Below are 18,459 nucleotides of genomic sequence, written 5' to 3' on the forward strand. Positions count from 1 at the left end.
CAAACATTGACATTATACATTTTTTATTTTACTATCGAATTTGGTTCAGCTATTTAACATTTCAGCCAACTCAATCAACCCTCAACCCAAGAGAGTCCCTATGATCCAGCCCTATTGGTATCAGGAAGATGGCCTCAAAGCCATCCAGCGCGCTCGACAAAAAGGCGCTGTGGCAGCCCTCGTGGTCATGGCCAGCGGTCTCGGTAAAACTGTCACAGGAGCATTCGATTGTCTCCGCTTTCGGAAGATGCATCCTAAGGCCAGGGTGCTCTACCTCTGCCATCAGAACAACATTCTTCAGCAGGCTCGAACCACTTTCGAGGTGATTCACGGTAACGAATGCTCCTTTGGTTTCTATCATGGGACGAAAAAAGACCTCGACAAAGTCGATTTCCTTTTCGCTTCACTACAGACGATGCGGAAGCAGAGAAAGAGCTTTCGTCCTGATGAGTTCGATTACGTCATCATTGATGAAAGTCATCGGACCAGTGCCGACACGTATCTGGACGTCGTTGAGTATTGGAAGCCGAAATTCCTACTCGGAATGACAGCGACACCCAATCGCACCGACGGCCAGGATATTCGAAAAGTGTTTGGCCGGGAAGTCTTCTACTTACCTCTTGAAGAGGCGCTCGCTCAGGGATTGCTCGCTCCAGTCGATTACCGACTTCTGACGGACGAGATTCAGCTCAAGCGGGTCATCGAAGCACCCGGCCACCGCCTCAGTTTGGCAATGCTCAACCGAAAGGTCTTTGTCGCTAAACGTGACGAAGAGATCATTTCGCTGATTCAGAAACATATCCGAGCAGTCATCGATCCAAGATCGATTGTCTTCTGTGAGTCCATCGAGTATTGCGACCGCTTGTCCCGGCTCATGCCGAACAGTATAGCGATCCATTCGAAGGTGTCTTTCAGAGAGCGAGTCATTCGTCTCGAGATGTTTCGTCAAGGAGTGATTCCGACATTATTGGTCGTTGATGTGTTTAACGAGGGCATCGATATTCCGAAAGCGAATGTCCTTGTGTTCCTGCGCTCTACGTCATCGCCGATTGTGCTGTTTCAACAACTCGGCCGTGGCTTGCGGCTCAGCGAGGGAAAGACAGGTGTGCTGGTGCTCGACTTCGTCGGCAACTGCGAACGAGTGAAGACCATCTACACCCTTTGGCAGGATGTTGCGACTAGACGTCAACACTTCTTGGCAAGGCCGCCGACCGGTCCAAAAGCCGAGAAGCTAGCAGTGAGAAGGCAGACCGAACCGTTTCTGTTGAATGTGGACCATGTTCACTTCCAGGAAAAAGCAGTTCAGATTACCGAGCTTGTTCGTCGAATTACTGAAGGATACACACGAGACGAGATGGTCGCACTGCTCAAGGGTTTCGCTGCGAAGCTCGGCCGCTCGCCGACACAGGTTGAAGTGCAGGGCAACAAAGAAATGCCGAGCGGTGCTGCGTTGAGTAACGAATTCGGTAATTTCTCTAATGCACTTCTGGCCGCGGGACTTGCCGTAAATCAGATGCTCAACGTGTCCGACGAAATCCTTCTTGAGCAATTACGAGTCTTGAGAGACGAGCTCGGCCGATCGCCGACTCAAAAGGATATCGCTGCTGGTTCAAAGGCCGGTAGGTGTTCGTGCGAACCGGTGTTCCGGAGTCATTTCGGTTCCCTAGGGGCCGCACTTGAGAAGATTGATGCAAAGCCAACAAAGTATGTCGGTTTAGGGAAGCCTGCACTCATTAAACAGCTTCAAGCCTTGCACACTGAGAATGGAAGAACTCCATCCGTAGACGATGTTATACAAGCGTCCGCGGACCACAAAACAGCCAGCCCTAACGTCTTTCGCCAAGCCTTTGGTTCTTGGAGTCATGCGCTCCTTGCAGCTGGTCTGGTAGAGAAGGCTAAAAAACCGAAACGGTATTCGGAAGCCGACCTTATCAGCCAGCTCCAGAAGGCTAAGATGATCTTGGGACGACGGCCTTCTTGCGGCGACATTGAGCGCTTACGCAAACAGGGTCAGTTGTCGGCAAGCGTAGGGGCCTTCTGTGGACGCTTCGGCTCCTTCACTGAGGCGCTTATAAGGCTTGCTCAGGCCGATGGTTGATGACACCGCATTGTTCTGAAGAAGACAGCTCGATACAGCTTGGCAGGTGACATGCCAAGCTGTTTTTTTATATTTTTTTGCGGAGATCTATACGAGGGCCTTCACCTTCTCCACTAGCAAGCTCACTTCGCCGTTGCGGTGAGAGACTTTTCCTTTGATCGCGATGCATTTTTCGAGCACGATGAGGGATTTGAATTCGATGAGCGTTCGGGGAAACACCACCGCCTCCATCGAGCCGGACAGGTCGGCGATCTTCATGAACACCATTTGCTCGCCCTTCTTCGTGGCGATAGGGCGCATCTCTTCGATGATGCCCGCGACCACCACGATCGTGCCTTCTTTGCCTTCCTCGCGAATCTTTTTCACATTCACATCGCGCTTCTCGAGGATGTCGCGATATTTGTCGAGCGGGTGGCCGGAGACGTAGAGACCGAGAAGCTCTTTTTCCCACGCGAGGCGGTCGGTCATGGGAGCGGCCGGCACGGGCGCGAGCTTCAGAGTGGCACCGCTGCCGGCCGCAGCACCCGAAAGGCCGCCAAACAGAGAGTCTTGGTTTGCCGACGCTTTCGCCAATTCTTTGTTGTACATGAGCAAGGTCTCAATGTTGGCGAGCATTACGCCGCGTTCGCCGAGCTCGTCGAGTGCTCCGGCCTTGATCAGCGCTTCGAGCGTTTTCTTGTTCACATTTTTGTCCTTCACACGCTCCAAAAAATTGCTGAGCGAAGTGAATCGGCCGGCACGCTTCCGCTCCTCGATGATCGCGGTCGCCGCGCCTTGGCCGAAATTTTTGATCGTCACCAACCCGAAACGGATGCGATCTTTTTCGCTTTTCTCTGCACCTTTCACAATGGTGAATTGGCTGAAGCTTTCATTCACCGACGGCGGCAACACAGGGATGCCCATACGTTTGCATTCGGTGATCGTTTCGCCGATTTTTTCAACGTCGCCGGAGTCGGCGGTGAGCACGGCCGACATATAGATGGCGGGGAAATTGGCCTTCATGTATGCCGTTTGGTATGCGACACGGCCGTATGACGCTGCGTGCGAGTTGTGTACGATGATATCGTTCGCCACAAAATTGTGATGGACGGGCATACTGATGTCGTACGTCATTTCTTTTCCGGCAGGAAGGATCGACACGACCTCGTCCCAGTAGATATCCGATTGCGAGTGGTTCAGTATATCCGGAGAGGCTAGTACGTTACCCATCCGTGTCAACACTTCACGTTGGTAGCCGATCTTTTTTGCATCATATGAAAATAACCTCTCTGCAAGCCCTGTCTGATAAGCCGCTTCACGAACAGTTATCTTTTGTTCACACATGACAGACCTTACTAGATTCATCACTGCGGCCGGGATGACATCTTTCGTTCCGCGTGCAGCAATGGTTGCGATCAAATTGCATTGACGAAGCAGGTCGATAAGCAGTCGTTTCTTCTTGTCTATCAAATGTGTGCCGATCGTTTCTCCAAAGCGTGCCAGGTTTTCTCGATGACAGATTGTTACGTTATAACCTATTTTAATTCCGCCTCGATAGTTGAACTTTTTTCGATGAATAGTGCTCGTTATCTCAAAACGAACAAGAAGATGCTGCACGTCTCGGGCAAGTTGAATTGAGCTGGTGGAATAAAATACTTGCTGGTTTTGTGGGCTCACACAGCCATCTCCCTGCCACATTTTGCCAAGCAGGAGTGCTTGAGTTTCCTTTTTCCACCGGAAGACTTCTCTGGGAATTGACTTTTCGGTAGCTTTTTTCCCAGTCAGCTCGAGGCGGATAAGCCATTTTTGAAGAGAGTTCCCCAGTCTCTGATTCTTCTGCCCACAGTACACAGATGCTGCCGGTTTGCTTCGGTCAATCGTGAACTTGCTGTTCTCGAACTGTTGTGCATGAAAAATAAAATCGCTGATTTCATCTTCCTGCGTTGAGTAGTAGTAAGGTCCATGCGGATGACAAAGATTTCCTTCAGCGATAAGATAGCCAAGCGTCGCCGCTCGGTAAGCTGGGATCTCTAAGCCACTTTTAACTGATAGTTTCCTAGGTATCGCAATTCGCTCGCCAATCTCTAGTGTTCCTAGATTTTTCCATCCATTAAATGTCAAAAATGGGTGGTTGTCGGTTGCGCGAATGCTGCGGCCAGTGCGGGTCTTGAGTTCGAATATATTTTTGACACCGTTCTGTAGCACTGCTGATATTTTTTGAGGTACCAGTTTTTTGGTTTCATTCAAAGAATGGAGCGAGATGTGTTTGTCGCTCTCATATAATTCTTTCACGGTGAACATCGCACCACTTTTTGCGTCGGTAATTCGTGTGTCGCCTGTCACGCATTTGTTGAAACCGTAGGCGGCGAATGGTTCAATGAGGGTCCAGAGCTCCTTTGCTGTGTCCTCTTTCATCCCGTTTTTTACCAAACCCGCGATGAGTTTCCCCTTCTGCTCCTCCATTTCTTTCGGAATCTTTTTGCCCATCGCCTTTCGGAGCTTATCGGCCTCGAGCCACGAGTAGCCACCGAGCTTGATCGCTGTGAGCATGACGTCGTCCTGGTAGGTGATCACACCGTACGAGCGGTCCAAAATATCTTTTAGGCGCGGGTCAAGGTATCGAATCTTTGAATGGTCGTGTTTGCGCTCGATATAGTCTGGAATTTTTTCCATCGGACCCGGTCGGTACAAAGCCACCATCGCATTGATGTCGTGGATGGTCGAAGGCTTTAGATCTTTGAGGAAGCGCGTCATGCCGGAGCCGTTGAGCTGGAAGAGGCCGATGGTCTCGCCGCGGGCGAGCATTTCAAATGTTTTTTTGTTAGTGACGTCGACGTTCTCAATGTCGACAGTGACGCCTTCGATTTTTTTCACACGATCCACCGCATCGGCGAGGATGGAAAGGTTTTTGATACCGAGGAAGTCGAATTTAAGCAGGCCCATACCATCTTCGCCGACGCCATGCATGTCGTATTGAGTGATGATTTTGTCTTCGCCCTTGGTATCGTACTGGAGGGGTACGTATTCAGTGAGGGGTTGCGGGCCGATCACCACGCCAGCAGCATGTACGGAGATGTGGCGGGCACAGCCTTCGATCTTTTTCGCCATCTCGATAATCTGCTTCGTGTCATCGTCTTCTTTGTACAGCTTTTTGAGCTCGGGCACTTCGTCGAGTGCGCGGTCGATGGTCATTGGGAAGCCTTGGGCGCCCATCGGGATGAGTTTGGAAATCTTGTCGCCGACTTCATAGCCGAAACCCATCGCACGGGCGACATCTCGTACTGCTCCGCGCGCCATCATTGTACCGAATGTGCCGATCTGTGCGACGTGATCTTTACCGTATTTTTTGCGGGCATATTCGATCACCTCGTCGCGACGGTTGTCGGCGTAGTCCATATCGATATCGGGCGCGGAGGGTCGCTCAGGGTTGAGGAATCGTTCGAAGGGGAGCTTGTATTCGAGCGGATCTACATTTGTGATGTGTGCGAGATAGGTCACGAGTGATCCTGCAACCGAACCTCGAATCGTGGTGAGAATATTGTTTTCATGCGCAAAACGGAGCAGATCGGACACCACGAGGAAATATTGTGCGTAGCCTTTGTCCTTGATGACCTTGAGTTCGTATTCGAGACGTTGGAACATCTCTGGTGTCTCAGCGATGTCGCGTGTCTTAATGCCTTCGTAGGCAAGGAACCTGAGCTCATCGTCGTATGAGCGCCCGCTCTCCACGATGTAGTTCGGGAACAGCCATTTGCCGAGGGTGAGGTCGAGGTTGCACATTGCTGCGATCTTGGCGGTGTTGGCGAGCGCTTCGGCGCCAATCGCAGCATCTTTTTTGAACAACTTCTCCATCTTCTTGGTCGTCATGAAAGAGAAGTCGGTGTCGTCGGCGCCGAGGCCGCCATTGCCACCGCGATCGCCACCGTCACCGGAACTGTTTACCATCATCAAAGTGTTGCGCGCCTGTTTGTCGTCGGGAGAGATATAATAAATATCGTGTGCGGCCACGAGTGGGGTGTTGGTCGCTTTGGCGATGGCGATGATGTGTTCCATCAGTGCCTCGTGTCCTTCAATACCGGTGTGGTGAGTGATTTCGAGGAAGACATTTTCTGCGCCGTAGGTGGTTTTGTAGAAAGCGATAATCTCGCGAGCTTTTTCCTGTGCCTCCGGTGCTTCTGGACCCGCCGCGCCGCGCAATGCCGCCGCCACTTCGCCTCCGAGGGACGGGATGATACACACCAGCCCGGCGGGGTATTGTGAGATGAGCTCGCGATCGAGCCGCGGCTTGTAATAGAAGCCGTCAAAGTGGGAGATAGTCACCAGCTTCACCAGGCTCTTGTAGCCGGCGTGGTCCTTCGCCAGGAGTATTAGGCGGGTGCGTCGATTGTCCACGCCGGCCTGCTTGTCTTTGCGCGAGCGCGCCGCAATGTACGCGTGCACTCCGATGATCGGCTTGATGCCGGCCTTTTTGCAATCTTTGTAAAATTCGATGGCACCATACAAGCTGCCATTGTCGGTGAGGGCGATCGCCGTCATACCGTCTTCCTTGGCTGCCTCGATGAGGTCCGGAATTTTTGGCAGCGCCGCCAATAGGGAATAGTGGCTGTGGACGTTTAGGTGGACAAAATTATTTGGCTGGGTGGACATATGAATTGCCTGGTGGGGAGCGCAGGGTCGCTGTTTGATTGTACCGTCATTATATACCCGCGTCGTTCAAAAAGCCAAAACAAAAACGTCAAAACAAAAACGCCCCGAACGGGCGTCCTTGGGAACCGCAACCTTACCAATACAGTAATGATAAACGATTTTACCGATTTCGGTCAAGTGCCCCTCTGGGCAGATTTTGATGGACCTGACGGGGATCGAACCCGCGTGCGCAATTGGTAAGGTTGCGATACCTGGAACCACCAGCAGGCCCACGACATGAAGTACCAATTCATGTTCGCTCATAATTGTACAAAAGTGGTGATAGAGAAACTGCTAAAAAACGATAAAGAAAGAGCTAATTTCCGTTAAAGATTAAATAAAATTTGTCATTAGCTTAAACCCCTTGCAAAATAAAGGTATAGTAGTAGGTATGAAGCCTCGTGCGAACAATCGCTACGTCATCGGCATCGACGAAGTTGGTCGTGGACCGCTGGCTGGGCCGGTGGCGGTGGGTGCGCTCGTGCTAAAAAAAACGCTACCAAAAGAATTTCGCCGCAAAACCTTCGACTCCAAGCAGATAAAGCCCTCCGAACGGGCGATATGGTACGCTCGCATCCGCGCGGCGCAAAAAAGCGGTCACCTCGATTTCAAAGTAACGTTCGTGAGCGAAAAAATCATTGATACCAAAGGACTTTCTTTTGCTATCCGCAAGGCGCTCGACACATCGCTACGTGCAGTGGTTCGCACAGCCAAGCTCGCGCCCGCCCAATGCGACATCCGTCTTGATGGAGGACTGAAAGCGCCCGCCAACTTCACGCGCCAAAAAACGATCATCAAGGGCGATACTTCCGAAGTCTCGATCGGCCTCGCCTCTATCGTCGCAAAGCATCTCCGCGACCAAAAGATGATCGCACTCCACAAAAAATACCCCCTCTACGGCTTCGATGTCCACAAGGGTTACGGTACCACCAAGCACCGGGCTGTCATCCGCAAGTACGGCCCCTGTCCACTGCATCGACGCGCCTTCTTGACAAAGCTCACTCTTTCGTGATTAGATTGTCTCCAGTAGTCGCTTGGAAAAGCGACGATTCGAGGGAATGATCCCTCGGATATATAGAAAGACCTTAGACATGACCACCTCTTTCAAAAAAGTCAAACTCGTCTTTGACGCTTACGACCTCGCCGCTCTTCGGACCGTCGAATTTACGCTCCGTTCCCTGGTGAATTTCACTACTCGCCCTCGCATCAATCAGATTGATTTGCTTGAACTGAAATCCCTTCCGGTAAAGACGACTGCTCGAGTGTATGACTTCGCTGTCCGGTTCTGTGTCAGTGGCGGCCGTGAGATTTGTAATCACGAACTTTCTCTCGGTTTCGAGATCGGTAATATCCATGGAGATTTGGTTCCTGTCGGTGATCTCTGCATCAAGCCAAGATTCAGACTTCGAGGTCTAGGTGTCATGAGGCCGGTGATCTACTTCAATGGCAGGACGATGCGGGGTTCAACACCAGAACTCACCTGCCTGAACTCTGGCGAGATCCCGAAACTGAAGGCTCTCATAACCGCCCTCGGCTGGGAACCCGGCAAGGGCGTTTACCTCATGGAGCCGGTGAAGCCCCGCTGCTGAGTCGTCACCTCTTCCGTCTCTGTTCCCAAGCCCTCGCTCGCCATGTGCTAGTGAGGGCCTTCTTTTTTGTTATATACTTATTATCATGCAACCAAACGAATCTCTCCGCTCGAATTCCACCCCTGACGCTCGATACGAAGTTTCTCCCGAAGCGAAGCAGTGGGCAGAGGAAACATTCGCAACTCTTCATTCTGGAGATGTTTCGCTTGGATATGACGAATGGTTGAGGCTTGACCGAGAGCGTCAGCATAAGATGGAGGGGGATAGTGAATGTAAGTTGGCATGGTTACGTCGAGAATCTCCAGGCGGTAGTTCAGAGATTGAAGATCTTGAAGAGGAATTGTTGAGAGAGCGGAAAAAGAAGGCCGCGGATGAAATCGAGAGGCAGCAGGAGAAAATGGAAAGCAAAATTCCGAAAAATCTTCTTACGCACTATGAAGATACCCTCAGGGCGATGAGCTATCTCGAAGGCGAAGGTTGGCTTTTGGGCGAGAAGGCGGAAGGTCAGACTGCAGCTTCTGCGCTGAAAGCAATTGAGTCTTGGAGTAAAGGAAAGACAGGAGAAGGCGCCCCAGTATCACTCTTTACGATATACGGTGCTCACGGATTCAATCGATATTTTGTCTATTCCGACGGGTCCGTACTCTTTTCTGCTGGACATGCCTCAAAGAAGGATACCGAACGCGCCTCTCGGCTCGGTTTCGGCATTTCAGGTACTCGATAGTCCCGATTGTCAGCTAGGTAGTTGCCAAAATACCCATATCGTGTATACTATTAGGCACTATGGTAGTACGAATGCGCGCCAATCGGTCTCACACCGGCAATCGCCGATCCCATCACGCCCTCACGGGACCGCGGATTTCTATTGATGCAAAGACCGGTATTCCTCATCAGCGACACCGAGTGTGTCTCGAAACCGGCAATTACCGAGGGATGCAGATCCTCGACGTTGCGGGTACCGCGGTAAAGCAGGCAAAGAAGGTTCAGGCGAAGCAGCTTCCAGCCAAGAAATAGGGTACAATAGGGAGGTCGTCGGTTCAGCTCTTAACACAAACCAAGCACACAAATGGCAAACAGACATCTAGCTCGATCGGTAGTGATGCAAGCCCTCTTTGAATGGGATTTTGCTCATCGCCCTGACGCTGAGATTAAGGACATTCTCGTCCGCGATGCCAAAGAGTTTGCCCCTGGTTTGACTGACTATTCCTTTCTCACCGCGCTCGCGGAGAGTATTCTCAAGAAGCGTCCCGAGCTTGACGATATTATTCAGAAAGCTGCGCCCGAGTGGCCAATAGACAAGATTTCCATAGTCGACCGAAACATTCTTCGTCTCGGCCTCTATGAGCTTTTGTTTGCGGACCGCGAGGAAGTGCCGGCGAAAGTGGCGATCAACGAGTCGATCGAACTCGCGAAAACTTTCGGCGGCGAGAATAGCGGCAAATTCATCAACGGCGTGCTCGGTTCGGTATACAAGGAGCTCGGCGAGCCCGGCAAAGATAGCGCGCCAAAGGCCAAGAAGAAGGTTGTTGACCCAAAGGATTACCCAATTGAGAAGCTTGGCGGTGCAGTAGTGTATGCGCGTAAAGGTGACGAGATCTATCTCGCCATGGTGCACGACATCTTCGGCCGCTGGACCCTCTCGAAGGGTCATTACAAAGAAGGCGAGACCGACCAGCAGGCGATCAAGCGTGTGGCGATGGAGGAAATGACGCTCGAAGTGGAGATTCAGCAGGAATTGGGTCGCAACGAATACATCGCTTCCGATCCAGAGAAGGGCAAGCTTCGCAAACAGGTACTGTACTTCATGGCTGAGTCGCCGTTTGTGCCCGTGAAGCTCGCGAAGTCTGGCGGTCTCGACGATGCGCGATGGTTCCATCTCTCCGAGATTCTTGATCTCAATTTGTACAATGATATTTTGCCGATTGTCACCAAGGGGGTGAATTTGCTGATCGGCGCCGGTGCGACGAAAGAGGAAGTGAAGACGAAATAAAGAAACGATCAAGGAACACTAAACGCAATTTTTACTAAAATGGACTTCTCCGTATTTGAACACATCATTGGCGTCACTTTTACAGACAAAGCGCTTCTGCGCCAGGCTTTTGTGCATCGTTCTTTCATCAATGAGAACAAGGGGTCGCAGTCCGAGCACAATGAGCGCCTCGAATTTTTAGGCGACGCCGTGCTCGAGCTCATCTCCACCGTGTATTTGTATAAAAAGTATCCGCAGAGCAACGAAGGCGAGCTCACTGCATATCGTTCATCACTTGTGAATGCGATCAATCTCGCCGATGTTGCCGCGAAGCTCCAGATGGAGAAGTTTTTGCTGTTGTCACATGGCGAGAGCAAGGACAAGGGTAAGGCGCGCCAGTATATTTTGGCCAATACCATCGAAGCGCTCATCGGCGCGATTTATCTCGACCAAGGGTACGAAGTGACTGAGAAATTTTTGTCTAAGAACGTTTTGTATTTGATCGACGACATTGTTGAAAAGAAGGCGTGGATTGACGCGAAGAGTTTGTTCCAAGAGAAGGCGCAGGAGGTGGATGGTGTGACCCCGCTGTACAAAGTGATCCGCGAGGACGGTCCAGACCACGACAAGTCTTTCACTGTTGGCTTGTTCATCCGCGACAAAAAGATCGCACAAGGCGAAGGGAAGTCCAAGCAGGAAGCCGAGCAAGAAGCCGCGAAGGAGGGGGTGAAGGTGAGGGGGTGGTAGCTCAGGTCCTTGCCTACTTTGACATAAGTGTTATCTGCGTGGTAAGGTTTTGCCAGAGTCGGAAAACCATCTACCCAGAAACAACATGAAGAAAAAAGTCGTTGACACATCGAAACCCTTTCGTTTGACGAAGGCGGTGGCGAAGGACATCATTGACAGGACCACACCCGTCCTGCAGCCGTCCACCGCCGACTACCTGCTCGGCGCGAAACAGGTGCCAGTCATGAAACTGAGTCCGAAGACCGTGGCCAAGGTTGCTTTCGAGCTGGCCCGCGAGTTCTCGCTGCAGTTCGACCGTTTTCAGCCGATGCTGCCAGCCCGGACTCCGAAAGTGAGCCACATCTTGTTGAAAAGATTTCCCTCGCTGGCTCAGTCAACGGATTTATTCCACGCCGATGATCCGCTGACTGGGATGGAAGTTTTGATCCCCGCTCATGACGGCTATCATCATGGAGCCGAGAGTTTTTCGCCGATTGCTTGTCTGGTCTTCGGTCACGACGGAACATTTACTTTCGTTGAGCAGCTCGCACCGGTAAATCCGCACGGCGGTGGGGAGCGTTTGCACATGCAGGGGTTGACCCAGGCCGGGTTGACGAAGGTGGTCAAGCGCTTCCCAGATCTCGGCTGGGTCCTGGTCTGTCGGTTCTTTCCGCACATGATTCAGCACGCCGCAAACGAAATCAAGTTCGTGTGCAAGCATTTCGAACGCGTCGAGGTCTTGGCTGGGGGCGTCATGATGAAATGCGCATTTCGCGGCTAAGCGTCGCGCTCGGTTCGCGCCGCAGTTTCCAGGGGTCTGGAGCTGCGGTTTTTTACTGCCTTTTGCCGCTTAATCCAAAATGATATGATGTTGGGTATGCTGAAAGGTCTGGAGATTGCGGGGTTCAAGTCGTTCGCGAAGAAGAGCGACTTGCATTTTAATACGCCGATCACGGCGATCGTAGGGCCGAATGGGTCGGGCAAGTCCAACGTGGCCGAGGCGTTTCGTTTTGTGCTGGGCGAGCAGTCGATAAAGTCGCTACGCGGGAAGCGCGGCGAGGACCTCATTTTCAATGGTTCCAACAAGGCGTCAAAGCTGAATCGCGGCTCAGTGAAGGTAGTGTTCGACAATACTCGCCGCGCGATGAATCTCGACTTCGACGAGGTGACCATTGAGCGCGTGGTGCACCGCGACTCTTCGAACGAATATTTCATCAACGGTTCGCTCGTGCGTCTCCGCGACGTCATCGAGCTTCTCGCCACTGCACATGTAGGCGCCACCGGGCATCACATCATTTCTCAAGGCGAGGCGGATCGCGTGCTCAACACCAACATGTTTGAGCGACGCGAGATGATCGAGGATGCGCTTGGTCTCAAAATATATCAATACAAGAAGCAGGAGTCGCTCCGCAAGTTGGAGAAGACCGAAGAGAATATCAAATCGGTGGAGTCTTTGCGCCGAGAGATCGCGCCGCATCTGAAATTTTTGCGCAAGCAGGTGGAGAAGCTCGAGAAAGCGCGTGAGATGAAGTTGTCATTGGTGCAATTGTACAAGGAATATTTCAAGCGCGAGGAATCGTATGTGAAGCACCAGAAGGAGTTGTTGGAGAAGGAGCGGCACGCGCCGTTGGCGGAGATGAAGACGCTTGAAGCTGAATTGGCGCATGCCAAGAAGACCCTCGAAGCTTCACAGAAAGAAAGTGGCCGCAGTGGCGAACTGTTGGATGTGGAGGCGAAGCTGAAAGGCGAACGCGCACAGCGTGAGGTGTTGAATCGCGAGCTCGGCCGATTGGAAGGCGAGATCGCCGGCGTCGAGCGCGCTATCCGCCGCATTGACCAGGCTTCGGCCGTGGAGGAAAACAAGACGGTATATCTGCGCGATGTGCGCACGCTCGTGCAGAGTATCGAGACCGAAATTGCTCAGGTGAATGAGGGAAATTTCCGTGCGGTGTTGGCGAAGATCCGCGAAGTGTTTGCAGGCTTCATTTCCAGCAATCGTGGCGATGTGGGTGAATCACAGAAGGAGGAATTGCAGAAAGAGCTTGCACGATTGCGTATGGAAAAGTCCGATGTCGAGAAGCGCGCCGCGGCGGCGCGCGATGCCGAGCATGCCCTGAACGATGAATATCTCCGCCTGAAGAGCGAGATCGAAAAAGAAAAAGAAGGTGGCCTTGAGGCTGAGAAGACCATCTTGAAGATCATGGCTCGACAGAGTGAGCTCAATGGCAAATTGTCGAGTCTCCGTGCAGTGGAGGAGCGTGTACTCATCGAGGCTGAAGACTTGAAGCGGGAAATGGGCGAGGCTGGTATGTTGGTGGGCCGCGCTGCAATCGATTACGCCGCGCTGCTCTCGACTACGGAAGAGATCGCGGCCGCGCTTGGCGAGGTTCGTACCATGCAGGTGGAGCGCCGCCGGGCCATCGAAAAGATCAAGATTCGCCTGGAGGAATCCGGCGGTGCGGGTGGCGACGAAGTGATGAAAGAATTTCGCGAGTCCGAGGAGCGCGACGCTTTCCTAGCTCGCGAGATCGAAGACCTGCACAAGTCTGCGGCTTCGCTCACGACACTCATCAAAGAGCTGGATGAAAAACTCAACAGCGAATTCCGCACTGGTATCGACAAGATCAATACGCAATTCCAAAATTTCTTTGCGCTCATGTTTGGCGGCGGCACTGCTTCGCTTGCACTCGTGAAAGAGGAGAAGAAAAAGCGCCGCTCCGCGCTCAGCTTGCTCACAGGCGACGATGGCGGGGACGAAATGTCTGAATCTGAAATGGGTGCGACCGAAGATGGCGAACCGGAAAAGCTGAAAGAGGGAATTGAGATCCAGGTGAGCCTACCGCACAAAAAGACCAAAGGCCTCATGATGCTCTCCGGCGGGGAACGAGCGCTCACTTCGATCGCGCTCCTCTTCGCGATGTCTCAGGTCAACCCGCCGCCATTTATCATCCTCGACGAAACCGACGCCGCACTCGACGAAGCCAACTCCCGCAAGTACGGAGACATGATCGAAAATCTTTCAAAATATTCTCAGCTCATCCTCATCACTCACAATCGTGAGACCATGTCCCGCGCCGGCGTCGTGTACGGCGTCACTATGGGCAGCGACGGTATTTCTAAGCTCCTCTCTATTGCCTTTGAAGAAGCGGTGAAGGTGGCGAAGTAATTGAGATTAGAAAAGGCTACTTCACAATCACGTAGTCAAGCGCCTTCCGCTCCATATCAGCAGCAATGATCTTGAACTTCACGATATCGCCGAGAGTGTACATCTTCTTGGTCTTGTCGCCAACGAGCCGGTAGTTTTTCTTGTCCAACGAATAGAAGTCGTCGCCGAGGTCGCGGATTTTGGCCATGCCTTCGCATTTGGTCGTATTTTCCTCGATATAGATACCCCATTCAGTGACACCGGTGATTGTGCCATCAAACGTCTGGCCAACCTTGTCTTGCATGTATTCCACCTGCTTGTATTTGATCGAAGAACGCTCAGCTTCTGCTGCGATCACTTCGCGTTCACTAGACTTTGCTGCGGCACGCTCGTAGGTGGCGATCTCGTGTTCAGGGATCATGTGTCCATCGAGATAATGCTGAAGCACGCGATGCACCAACACGTCCGGGTATCGACGGATCGGCGAGGTGAAATGCGCATAGTGTTTAAAGGCGAGACCGAAATGTCCAATATTCTGGGTCGAGTAGATTGCCTTCGCCATTGAGCGGATGGTGGCGGTACGAATGAGTGACTCGTGCGGCGTACCGGTCACGGAATTGAGCATTTTCTTGATCGCCTTGGAAGTGATCCGGCCATCATGCGACTCGAGCTCGTAGCCGAGTGCCTTGATAAATTCCGCAAGATCGGCAAGCTTTTCCGGATCTGGCAGGTCGTGGATGCGGTACAAAAGAGTAGGGCGCTTGGTTTCTTTTTTGCTGTCGATAGTGTGTACAAAAAGCGCGACCTCGCGATTGGCAAGCAACATGAATTCCTCGACGAGCTTGTGTGCATCAAAACGCTTTTTTAGAATGACGCGGAGTGGTTTGCCGGTGCCCGGCTCGAGCTCGAATTTCACTTCGTCTTTTTCAAAATCAATTGAGCCGTCCGCAAAGCGCTGGGCGTTGAGCTTCTTCGCGATGCCGTTGAGGGTCGTGAGTTCTTTTGCGTACTGATCGCCTGGACCCTTCTCTCCCACTATCACCGTCTGAGCACTCTCGTAGGTGTATCGATGATTTGAATTGATCACAGTGCGGCCGAACCAGCGCTCCTGCACTTTGCCGGTGGCGTTCATCACAAATATCGATGAAAAGGCTGCCTTGTCTTCGTGTGCATTCAAACTACAGAGATCGTTCGACAGCACTTCGGGGAGCATTGGAATAGTGCGGTCCACCATGTATACAGAACAAGCACGCTTCGTGGCCTCTTTGTCGAGTGCGCTACCAGGTCGGACATAGTGCGAGACGTCGGCGATGTGTACACCGATCTCAAAGAGTTCTTCGCCGTTTTGCGCAGCAACTTTTTTGAAAGAGATGGCGTCGTCGAAGTCCTTCGCATCGTGCGGGTCGATGGTGAAGGTGAGGGTATCACACATGTCGCGGCGCTTGGCAATTTCGGCCGGCGGGATCGGCTTCTGCGTGCGCTCAATCTCGTCTGCCTCGGCCTCGACTTCTTTCGGAAACACAGTGTCAAAACCTTTTTCCAGCACGATCGAATACATTTCGGCGTCGTTGTTGCCTTTCTTGCCGATGACGCTCAACGCCACGGCCTGCGGATTTTTACCCTCAGTCCATTCAGTCATTTCCACCATCACTTTCATGTCTGCTGCGAGGTCTTTCAAGGCGACGTTTTTTGTGCCGGATTTTCCTTCCACAATTTCAAAATCTCGATACATGCGCCGATCGTCTGGGATCAAAAAATGTTTGCCCTTTTCGATTTCCACCACGCCAACAAAACGAGTCTTCGCTCGCTGAACAATCTTTGTGACTTCACCTTGTGGGCGAGGGGAGCGCGGGTCTTTCGCTGCAGACTTCACTTCCACCTCATCGCCGTGCATGGCGGTGTGGAGGCGGTCTGGCTGGATTTCGATATCGTCGGCGTCTTCGGGTGCACCCTCGACCGAGAGATATCCGACGCCCTTCGAGCTGACAGAGACGGTGCCGCGATAGAGGTCGGCAGGAGTTGTTGAAGATTTCATAGAGGAATGTTCAATGAATATAGCAGAAAAAATAGAGATTGGCCACTTTGCGCTGGTCTCCAGGAGTTTGACATTCCGCCTCGAAAGTGGCATTTTTAGGTCAGCACAGTTCTCCACAACCCACGTTTTGGAGACCAACCCTCAACCCCCATACGAAGAATATGCTACTCACAGCTGAAAGCCTCTCGTCGGCCAAACGGCCGACGCCGGTGGGAAGCATGATTTGCCTCCCGCCACCGCACCAGTTTCTGATGCGTGGTATGCGTGCATTGCCGGACGCCTGCAGTTCAGAATGGTTTGCTGAAGTCACTGCCCACGCCCAACTGAAAGGCGACCGTTCACCCGATGTTTTGTTCGGTGGACTCCTCAGTCATTATGGCCACATCCACGGCCAACATCACCGCGAACCGGCTTGGGTGAGAAAGATTCCGCCAACGGTGGTCCAAGAGATCCGCCGTCGGCACGCCATTAACGGTTCGGAAGAGACCGTCATCGAGCACTCTGGTGCTGGTGGCGTCCGCTTCTGCGTTCCCCACGGATCTTTGTTCGCCGCATCCGAAGAAGTCTTTGATTTCAGACGCCTCGGCGGTATTGCCCAGCTCTCGACTCTGCGTGTCCCGGTCTCGAGCATCCCGTCTCCCAGTGCCCAGGCTCAGCCGATGCGCAAGCGCTTCTCGCACACCCGAGTCGCACACTGCCGGCGCGTGGCAGGCTTCATGACGCTCATGGCGTCCAACCTTCTCCATGAGCAGGTTGCTCCGGCGACGGTTTCTGCTGTCGGCCACGACACTCTGACCGCTGCTGGTGGCGACATGACGCACGCTCTGGATCGTGAAGCATTCGACGAGGATCTGCACTTCGCGAGACTTCTCCAAAGGCCCGATTTCCAGATATTCCTCAAATGTTGGAATCTTCCCGGCGAGCTCATTGTCTCGACGGTGGCCGGACAGGGTGTGCTTGGCGACATGAACGATGCTGCCGACAAGCTCGGTTACGTCGGGCTCGATGCCGATCACTACCTAGCTGCGGTGAGAGAAAACTTGCCGCTCTGGTATCCGGATGGCTTCCTGGCTATCGAGGGGATGATCATTAAACATCCTGAGGTCTGCCGGATTTGGGAGTCTGCCCGGATTCGCGAGGGTCAGTTGGTCTTCGAAGATTCGGCTGGTCTCGCGGCCTTCCTCCGCCTCCGCATGCTCTTGTTCCGCTGGTTGTATTGCAACCCGATCTGCCTGGCCTGGGAACACGCTCTCGCTGAGTCGTTTCTTCGCCCGATGTATGTTTCGGGTTTCGTCACCAGGGAACAACTGTGGTCGCACGACGACCGCTGGCTGTCACTCCAGTTTGATGAATTCCTCGAACGTCGTCCGCGCTTCCGTCCGGGCCTGCTCGAGGATCTCGAGCCGTTTCCGTTCGGCATCACCTTCGAACAGTATTCGACGCTGGAGGCTGCCCTCATCAGAGCGAGGGCCTTCAACGACGATTCGTCCAAGACAGTGGTGGTGGACAAAATGACTCCGGTCACCAAGACCGGTGCGAACCGTTTCCGGGTCGTCGAGGGTGGCAAAGTGAAGAAATTCTCCGAAGCCTTCACTCGGCAGACTGCAGAGCTCGAAGCTTTACTCCGTGGGGACCAAGTGGTCTCCGTCGCGATCCTCGACCTGCCAGAGCTTGGCATCCCCCCGCGCGTGTGGCCGAAGGTGAAGCTCCGCCATTGAGTCAATTACACAAGGCGCTGGGAAATCCCCGGCGCCTTTTTCTTTTCACTGTGCCGCCGCGGCCGTATTTGACCATTCTGTGGACTTCTGTTAGAATGGCCGACATGCTAAAAATACGAATGCAGCGCGTGGGACGAGTCAACAATCCATCATTCCGATTCGTCGTCACCGATTCTCAGAATGCCACCCGCAGCGGCAAGTTTTTGGAAGTGCTTGGTTCTTTCGACTACCGAAAGGGCGGCGCCGACACCATTGATGCAGAGCGCGTAAAGCACTGGATCTCAAAGGGCGCGCAGGTCACTGACAATGTGCACAACTACCTCATCGGCAAAAAGATCCTCACCGGCAAGAAGAAGAACGTCAACCCGGTCAAAGTCGTGAAGAAGGAAGAGCCGAAGGCAGAGGCGAAGGCTGCCCCGGCAGCCGCAGTAAAGGAGGCGCCAGCAGCAGCCGCGGCTCCAGTTGAGACAGCTGCTCCTGTAGCAGAAGCTCCAAAGGCGTAATAGAGCCGTTT

General features: G+C 52.9%; 13 protein-coding genes and 1 pseudogene. 11 read left to right on the top strand and 3 right to left on the bottom strand.

From position 1 onward, the window contains the following. Nucleotides 1-100 precede the first annotated feature (100 nt). The gene (locus tag AAB391_00085; protein ID MEK7644710.1) at nucleotides 101-2,098 is read left to right on the top strand and encodes a DEAD/DEAH box helicase family protein; all 1,998 of its coding nucleotides are present in this window, start codon (nucleotides 101-103) and stop codon (nucleotides 2,096-2,098) included. Between the two features lie 87 nt (nucleotides 2,099-2,185). Here AAB391_00085 and dnaE read toward each other — a convergent pair whose 3' ends face one another. Beyond that, nucleotides 2,186-6,724 (bottom strand): DNA polymerase III subunit alpha, encoded by a 4,539-nt coding sequence (gene dnaE, locus AAB391_00090; GenBank protein MEK7644711.1) that lies wholly within the window; start codon nucleotides 6,722-6,724, stop codon nucleotides 2,186-2,188. Between the two features lie 66 nt (nucleotides 6,725-6,790). Next, nucleotides 6,791-7,027, bottom strand: a complete 237-nt coding sequence (locus AAB391_00095) for a hypothetical protein (protein ID MEK7644712.1) — start codon at nucleotides 7,025-7,027, stop codon at nucleotides 6,791-6,793. A 127-nt stretch (nucleotides 7,028-7,154) separates the two neighbouring features. Between AAB391_00095 and AAB391_00100 the strand changes: the two genes are divergently transcribed. From AAB391_00100 to AAB391_00135, 8 genes and pseudogenes are all read left to right on the top strand, one after another. Beyond that, nucleotides 7,155-7,775 (top strand): ribonuclease HII, encoded by a 621-nt coding sequence (locus AAB391_00100; protein MEK7644713.1) that lies wholly within the window; start codon nucleotides 7,155-7,157, stop codon nucleotides 7,773-7,775. Between the two features lie 79 nt (nucleotides 7,776-7,854). Then, complete coding sequence (locus AAB391_00105; GenBank protein MEK7644714.1) at nucleotides 7,855-8,352, top strand: hypothetical protein; 498 nt, start codon at nucleotides 7,855-7,857, stop codon at nucleotides 8,350-8,352. An 85-nt stretch (nucleotides 8,353-8,437) separates the two neighbouring features. After that, nucleotides 8,438-9,076 carry a hypothetical protein gene (locus AAB391_00110; protein ID MEK7644715.1) on the top strand — a complete coding sequence of 213 codons (639 nt, stop codon included), beginning with the start codon at nucleotides 8,438-8,440 and terminating at the stop codon, nucleotides 9,074-9,076. A gap of 59 nt (nucleotides 9,077-9,135) precedes the next feature. Continuing rightward, nucleotides 9,136-9,297, top strand: a pseudogene (gene rpmF / locus AAB391_00115) (50S ribosomal protein L32). 121 nt (nucleotides 9,298-9,418) lie between these two features. Next, nucleotides 9,419-10,342 (top strand): transcription antitermination factor NusB, encoded by a 924-nt coding sequence (gene nusB / locus AAB391_00120; GenBank protein ID MEK7644716.1) that lies wholly within the window; start codon nucleotides 9,419-9,421, stop codon nucleotides 10,340-10,342. 39 nt (nucleotides 10,343-10,381) lie between these two features. Then, nucleotides 10,382-11,068: a ribonuclease III gene (rnc, locus tag AAB391_00125; GenBank protein ID MEK7644717.1), complete on the top strand. Its 687-nt coding sequence runs from the start codon at nucleotides 10,382-10,384 to the stop codon at nucleotides 11,066-11,068. 85 nt (nucleotides 11,069-11,153) lie between these two features. After that, the gene (locus AAB391_00130) at nucleotides 11,154-11,828 is read left to right on the top strand and encodes a hypothetical protein (protein ID MEK7644718.1); all 675 of its coding nucleotides are present in this window, start codon (nucleotides 11,154-11,156) and stop codon (nucleotides 11,826-11,828) included. Between the two features lie 96 nt (nucleotides 11,829-11,924). Beyond that, a complete protein-coding gene (locus AAB391_00135; GenBank protein MEK7644719.1) occupies nucleotides 11,925-14,213 on the top strand; it encodes an AAA family ATPase in 2,289 nt (762 codons plus the stop codon). 16 nt (nucleotides 14,214-14,229) lie between these two features. Here AAB391_00135 and rnr read toward each other — a convergent pair whose 3' ends face one another. Then, nucleotides 14,230-16,227 carry a ribonuclease R gene (gene rnr, locus AAB391_00140; protein ID MEK7644720.1) on the bottom strand — a complete coding sequence of 666 codons (1,998 nt, stop codon included), beginning with the start codon at nucleotides 16,225-16,227 and terminating at the stop codon, nucleotides 14,230-14,232. A 161-nt stretch (nucleotides 16,228-16,388) separates the two neighbouring features. Between rnr and AAB391_00145 the strand changes: the two genes are divergently transcribed. Beyond that, complete coding sequence (locus AAB391_00145) at nucleotides 16,389-17,945, top strand: hypothetical protein (protein ID MEK7644721.1); 1,557 nt, start codon at nucleotides 16,389-16,391, stop codon at nucleotides 17,943-17,945. Between the two features lie 104 nt (nucleotides 17,946-18,049). Continuing rightward, nucleotides 18,050-18,448 (top strand): 30S ribosomal protein S16, encoded by a 399-nt coding sequence (gene rpsP, locus AAB391_00150; protein MEK7644722.1) that lies wholly within the window; start codon nucleotides 18,050-18,052, stop codon nucleotides 18,446-18,448. The last annotated feature ends 11 nt before the right edge of the window (nucleotides 18,449-18,459 follow it).

The sequence above is a fragment of the Patescibacteria group bacterium genome, assembly GCA_038065315.1.
Taxonomy (GTDB): Bacteria; Patescibacteriota; Minisyncoccia; order Phycocordibacterales; family JBBTRF01; genus JBBTRF01.

Coding starts and splice junctions, on each gene's coding strand:
- AAB391_00085 (MEK7644710.1), top strand. CDS start 101: ATGATCCAGCCCTATTGGTATCAGGAAGATGGCCTCAAAGCCATCCAG.
- dnaE (MEK7644711.1), bottom strand. CDS start 6,724: ATGTCCACCCAGCCAAATAATTTTGTCCACCTAAACGTCCACAGCCAC.
- AAB391_00095 (MEK7644712.1), bottom strand. CDS start 7,027: ATGAGCGAACATGAATTGGTACTTCATGTCGTGGGCCTGCTGGTGGTT.
- AAB391_00100 (MEK7644713.1), top strand. CDS start 7,155: ATGAAGCCTCGTGCGAACAATCGCTACGTCATCGGCATCGACGAAGTT.
- AAB391_00105 (MEK7644714.1), top strand. CDS start 7,855: ATGACCACCTCTTTCAAAAAAGTCAAACTCGTCTTTGACGCTTACGAC.
- AAB391_00110 (MEK7644715.1), top strand. CDS start 8,438: ATGCAACCAAACGAATCTCTCCGCTCGAATTCCACCCCTGACGCTCGA.
- nusB (MEK7644716.1), top strand. CDS start 9,419: ATGGCAAACAGACATCTAGCTCGATCGGTAGTGATGCAAGCCCTCTTT.
- rnc (MEK7644717.1), top strand. CDS start 10,382: ATGGACTTCTCCGTATTTGAACACATCATTGGCGTCACTTTTACAGAC.
- AAB391_00130 (MEK7644718.1), top strand. CDS start 11,154: ATGAAGAAAAAAGTCGTTGACACATCGAAACCCTTTCGTTTGACGAAG.
- AAB391_00135 (MEK7644719.1), top strand. CDS start 11,925: ATGCTGAAAGGTCTGGAGATTGCGGGGTTCAAGTCGTTCGCGAAGAAG.
- rnr (MEK7644720.1), bottom strand. CDS start 16,227: ATGAAATCTTCAACAACTCCTGCCGACCTCTATCGCGGCACCGTCTCT.
- AAB391_00145 (MEK7644721.1), top strand. CDS start 16,389: ATGCTACTCACAGCTGAAAGCCTCTCGTCGGCCAAACGGCCGACGCCG.
- rpsP (MEK7644722.1), top strand. CDS start 18,050: ATGCTAAAAATACGAATGCAGCGCGTGGGACGAGTCAACAATCCATCA.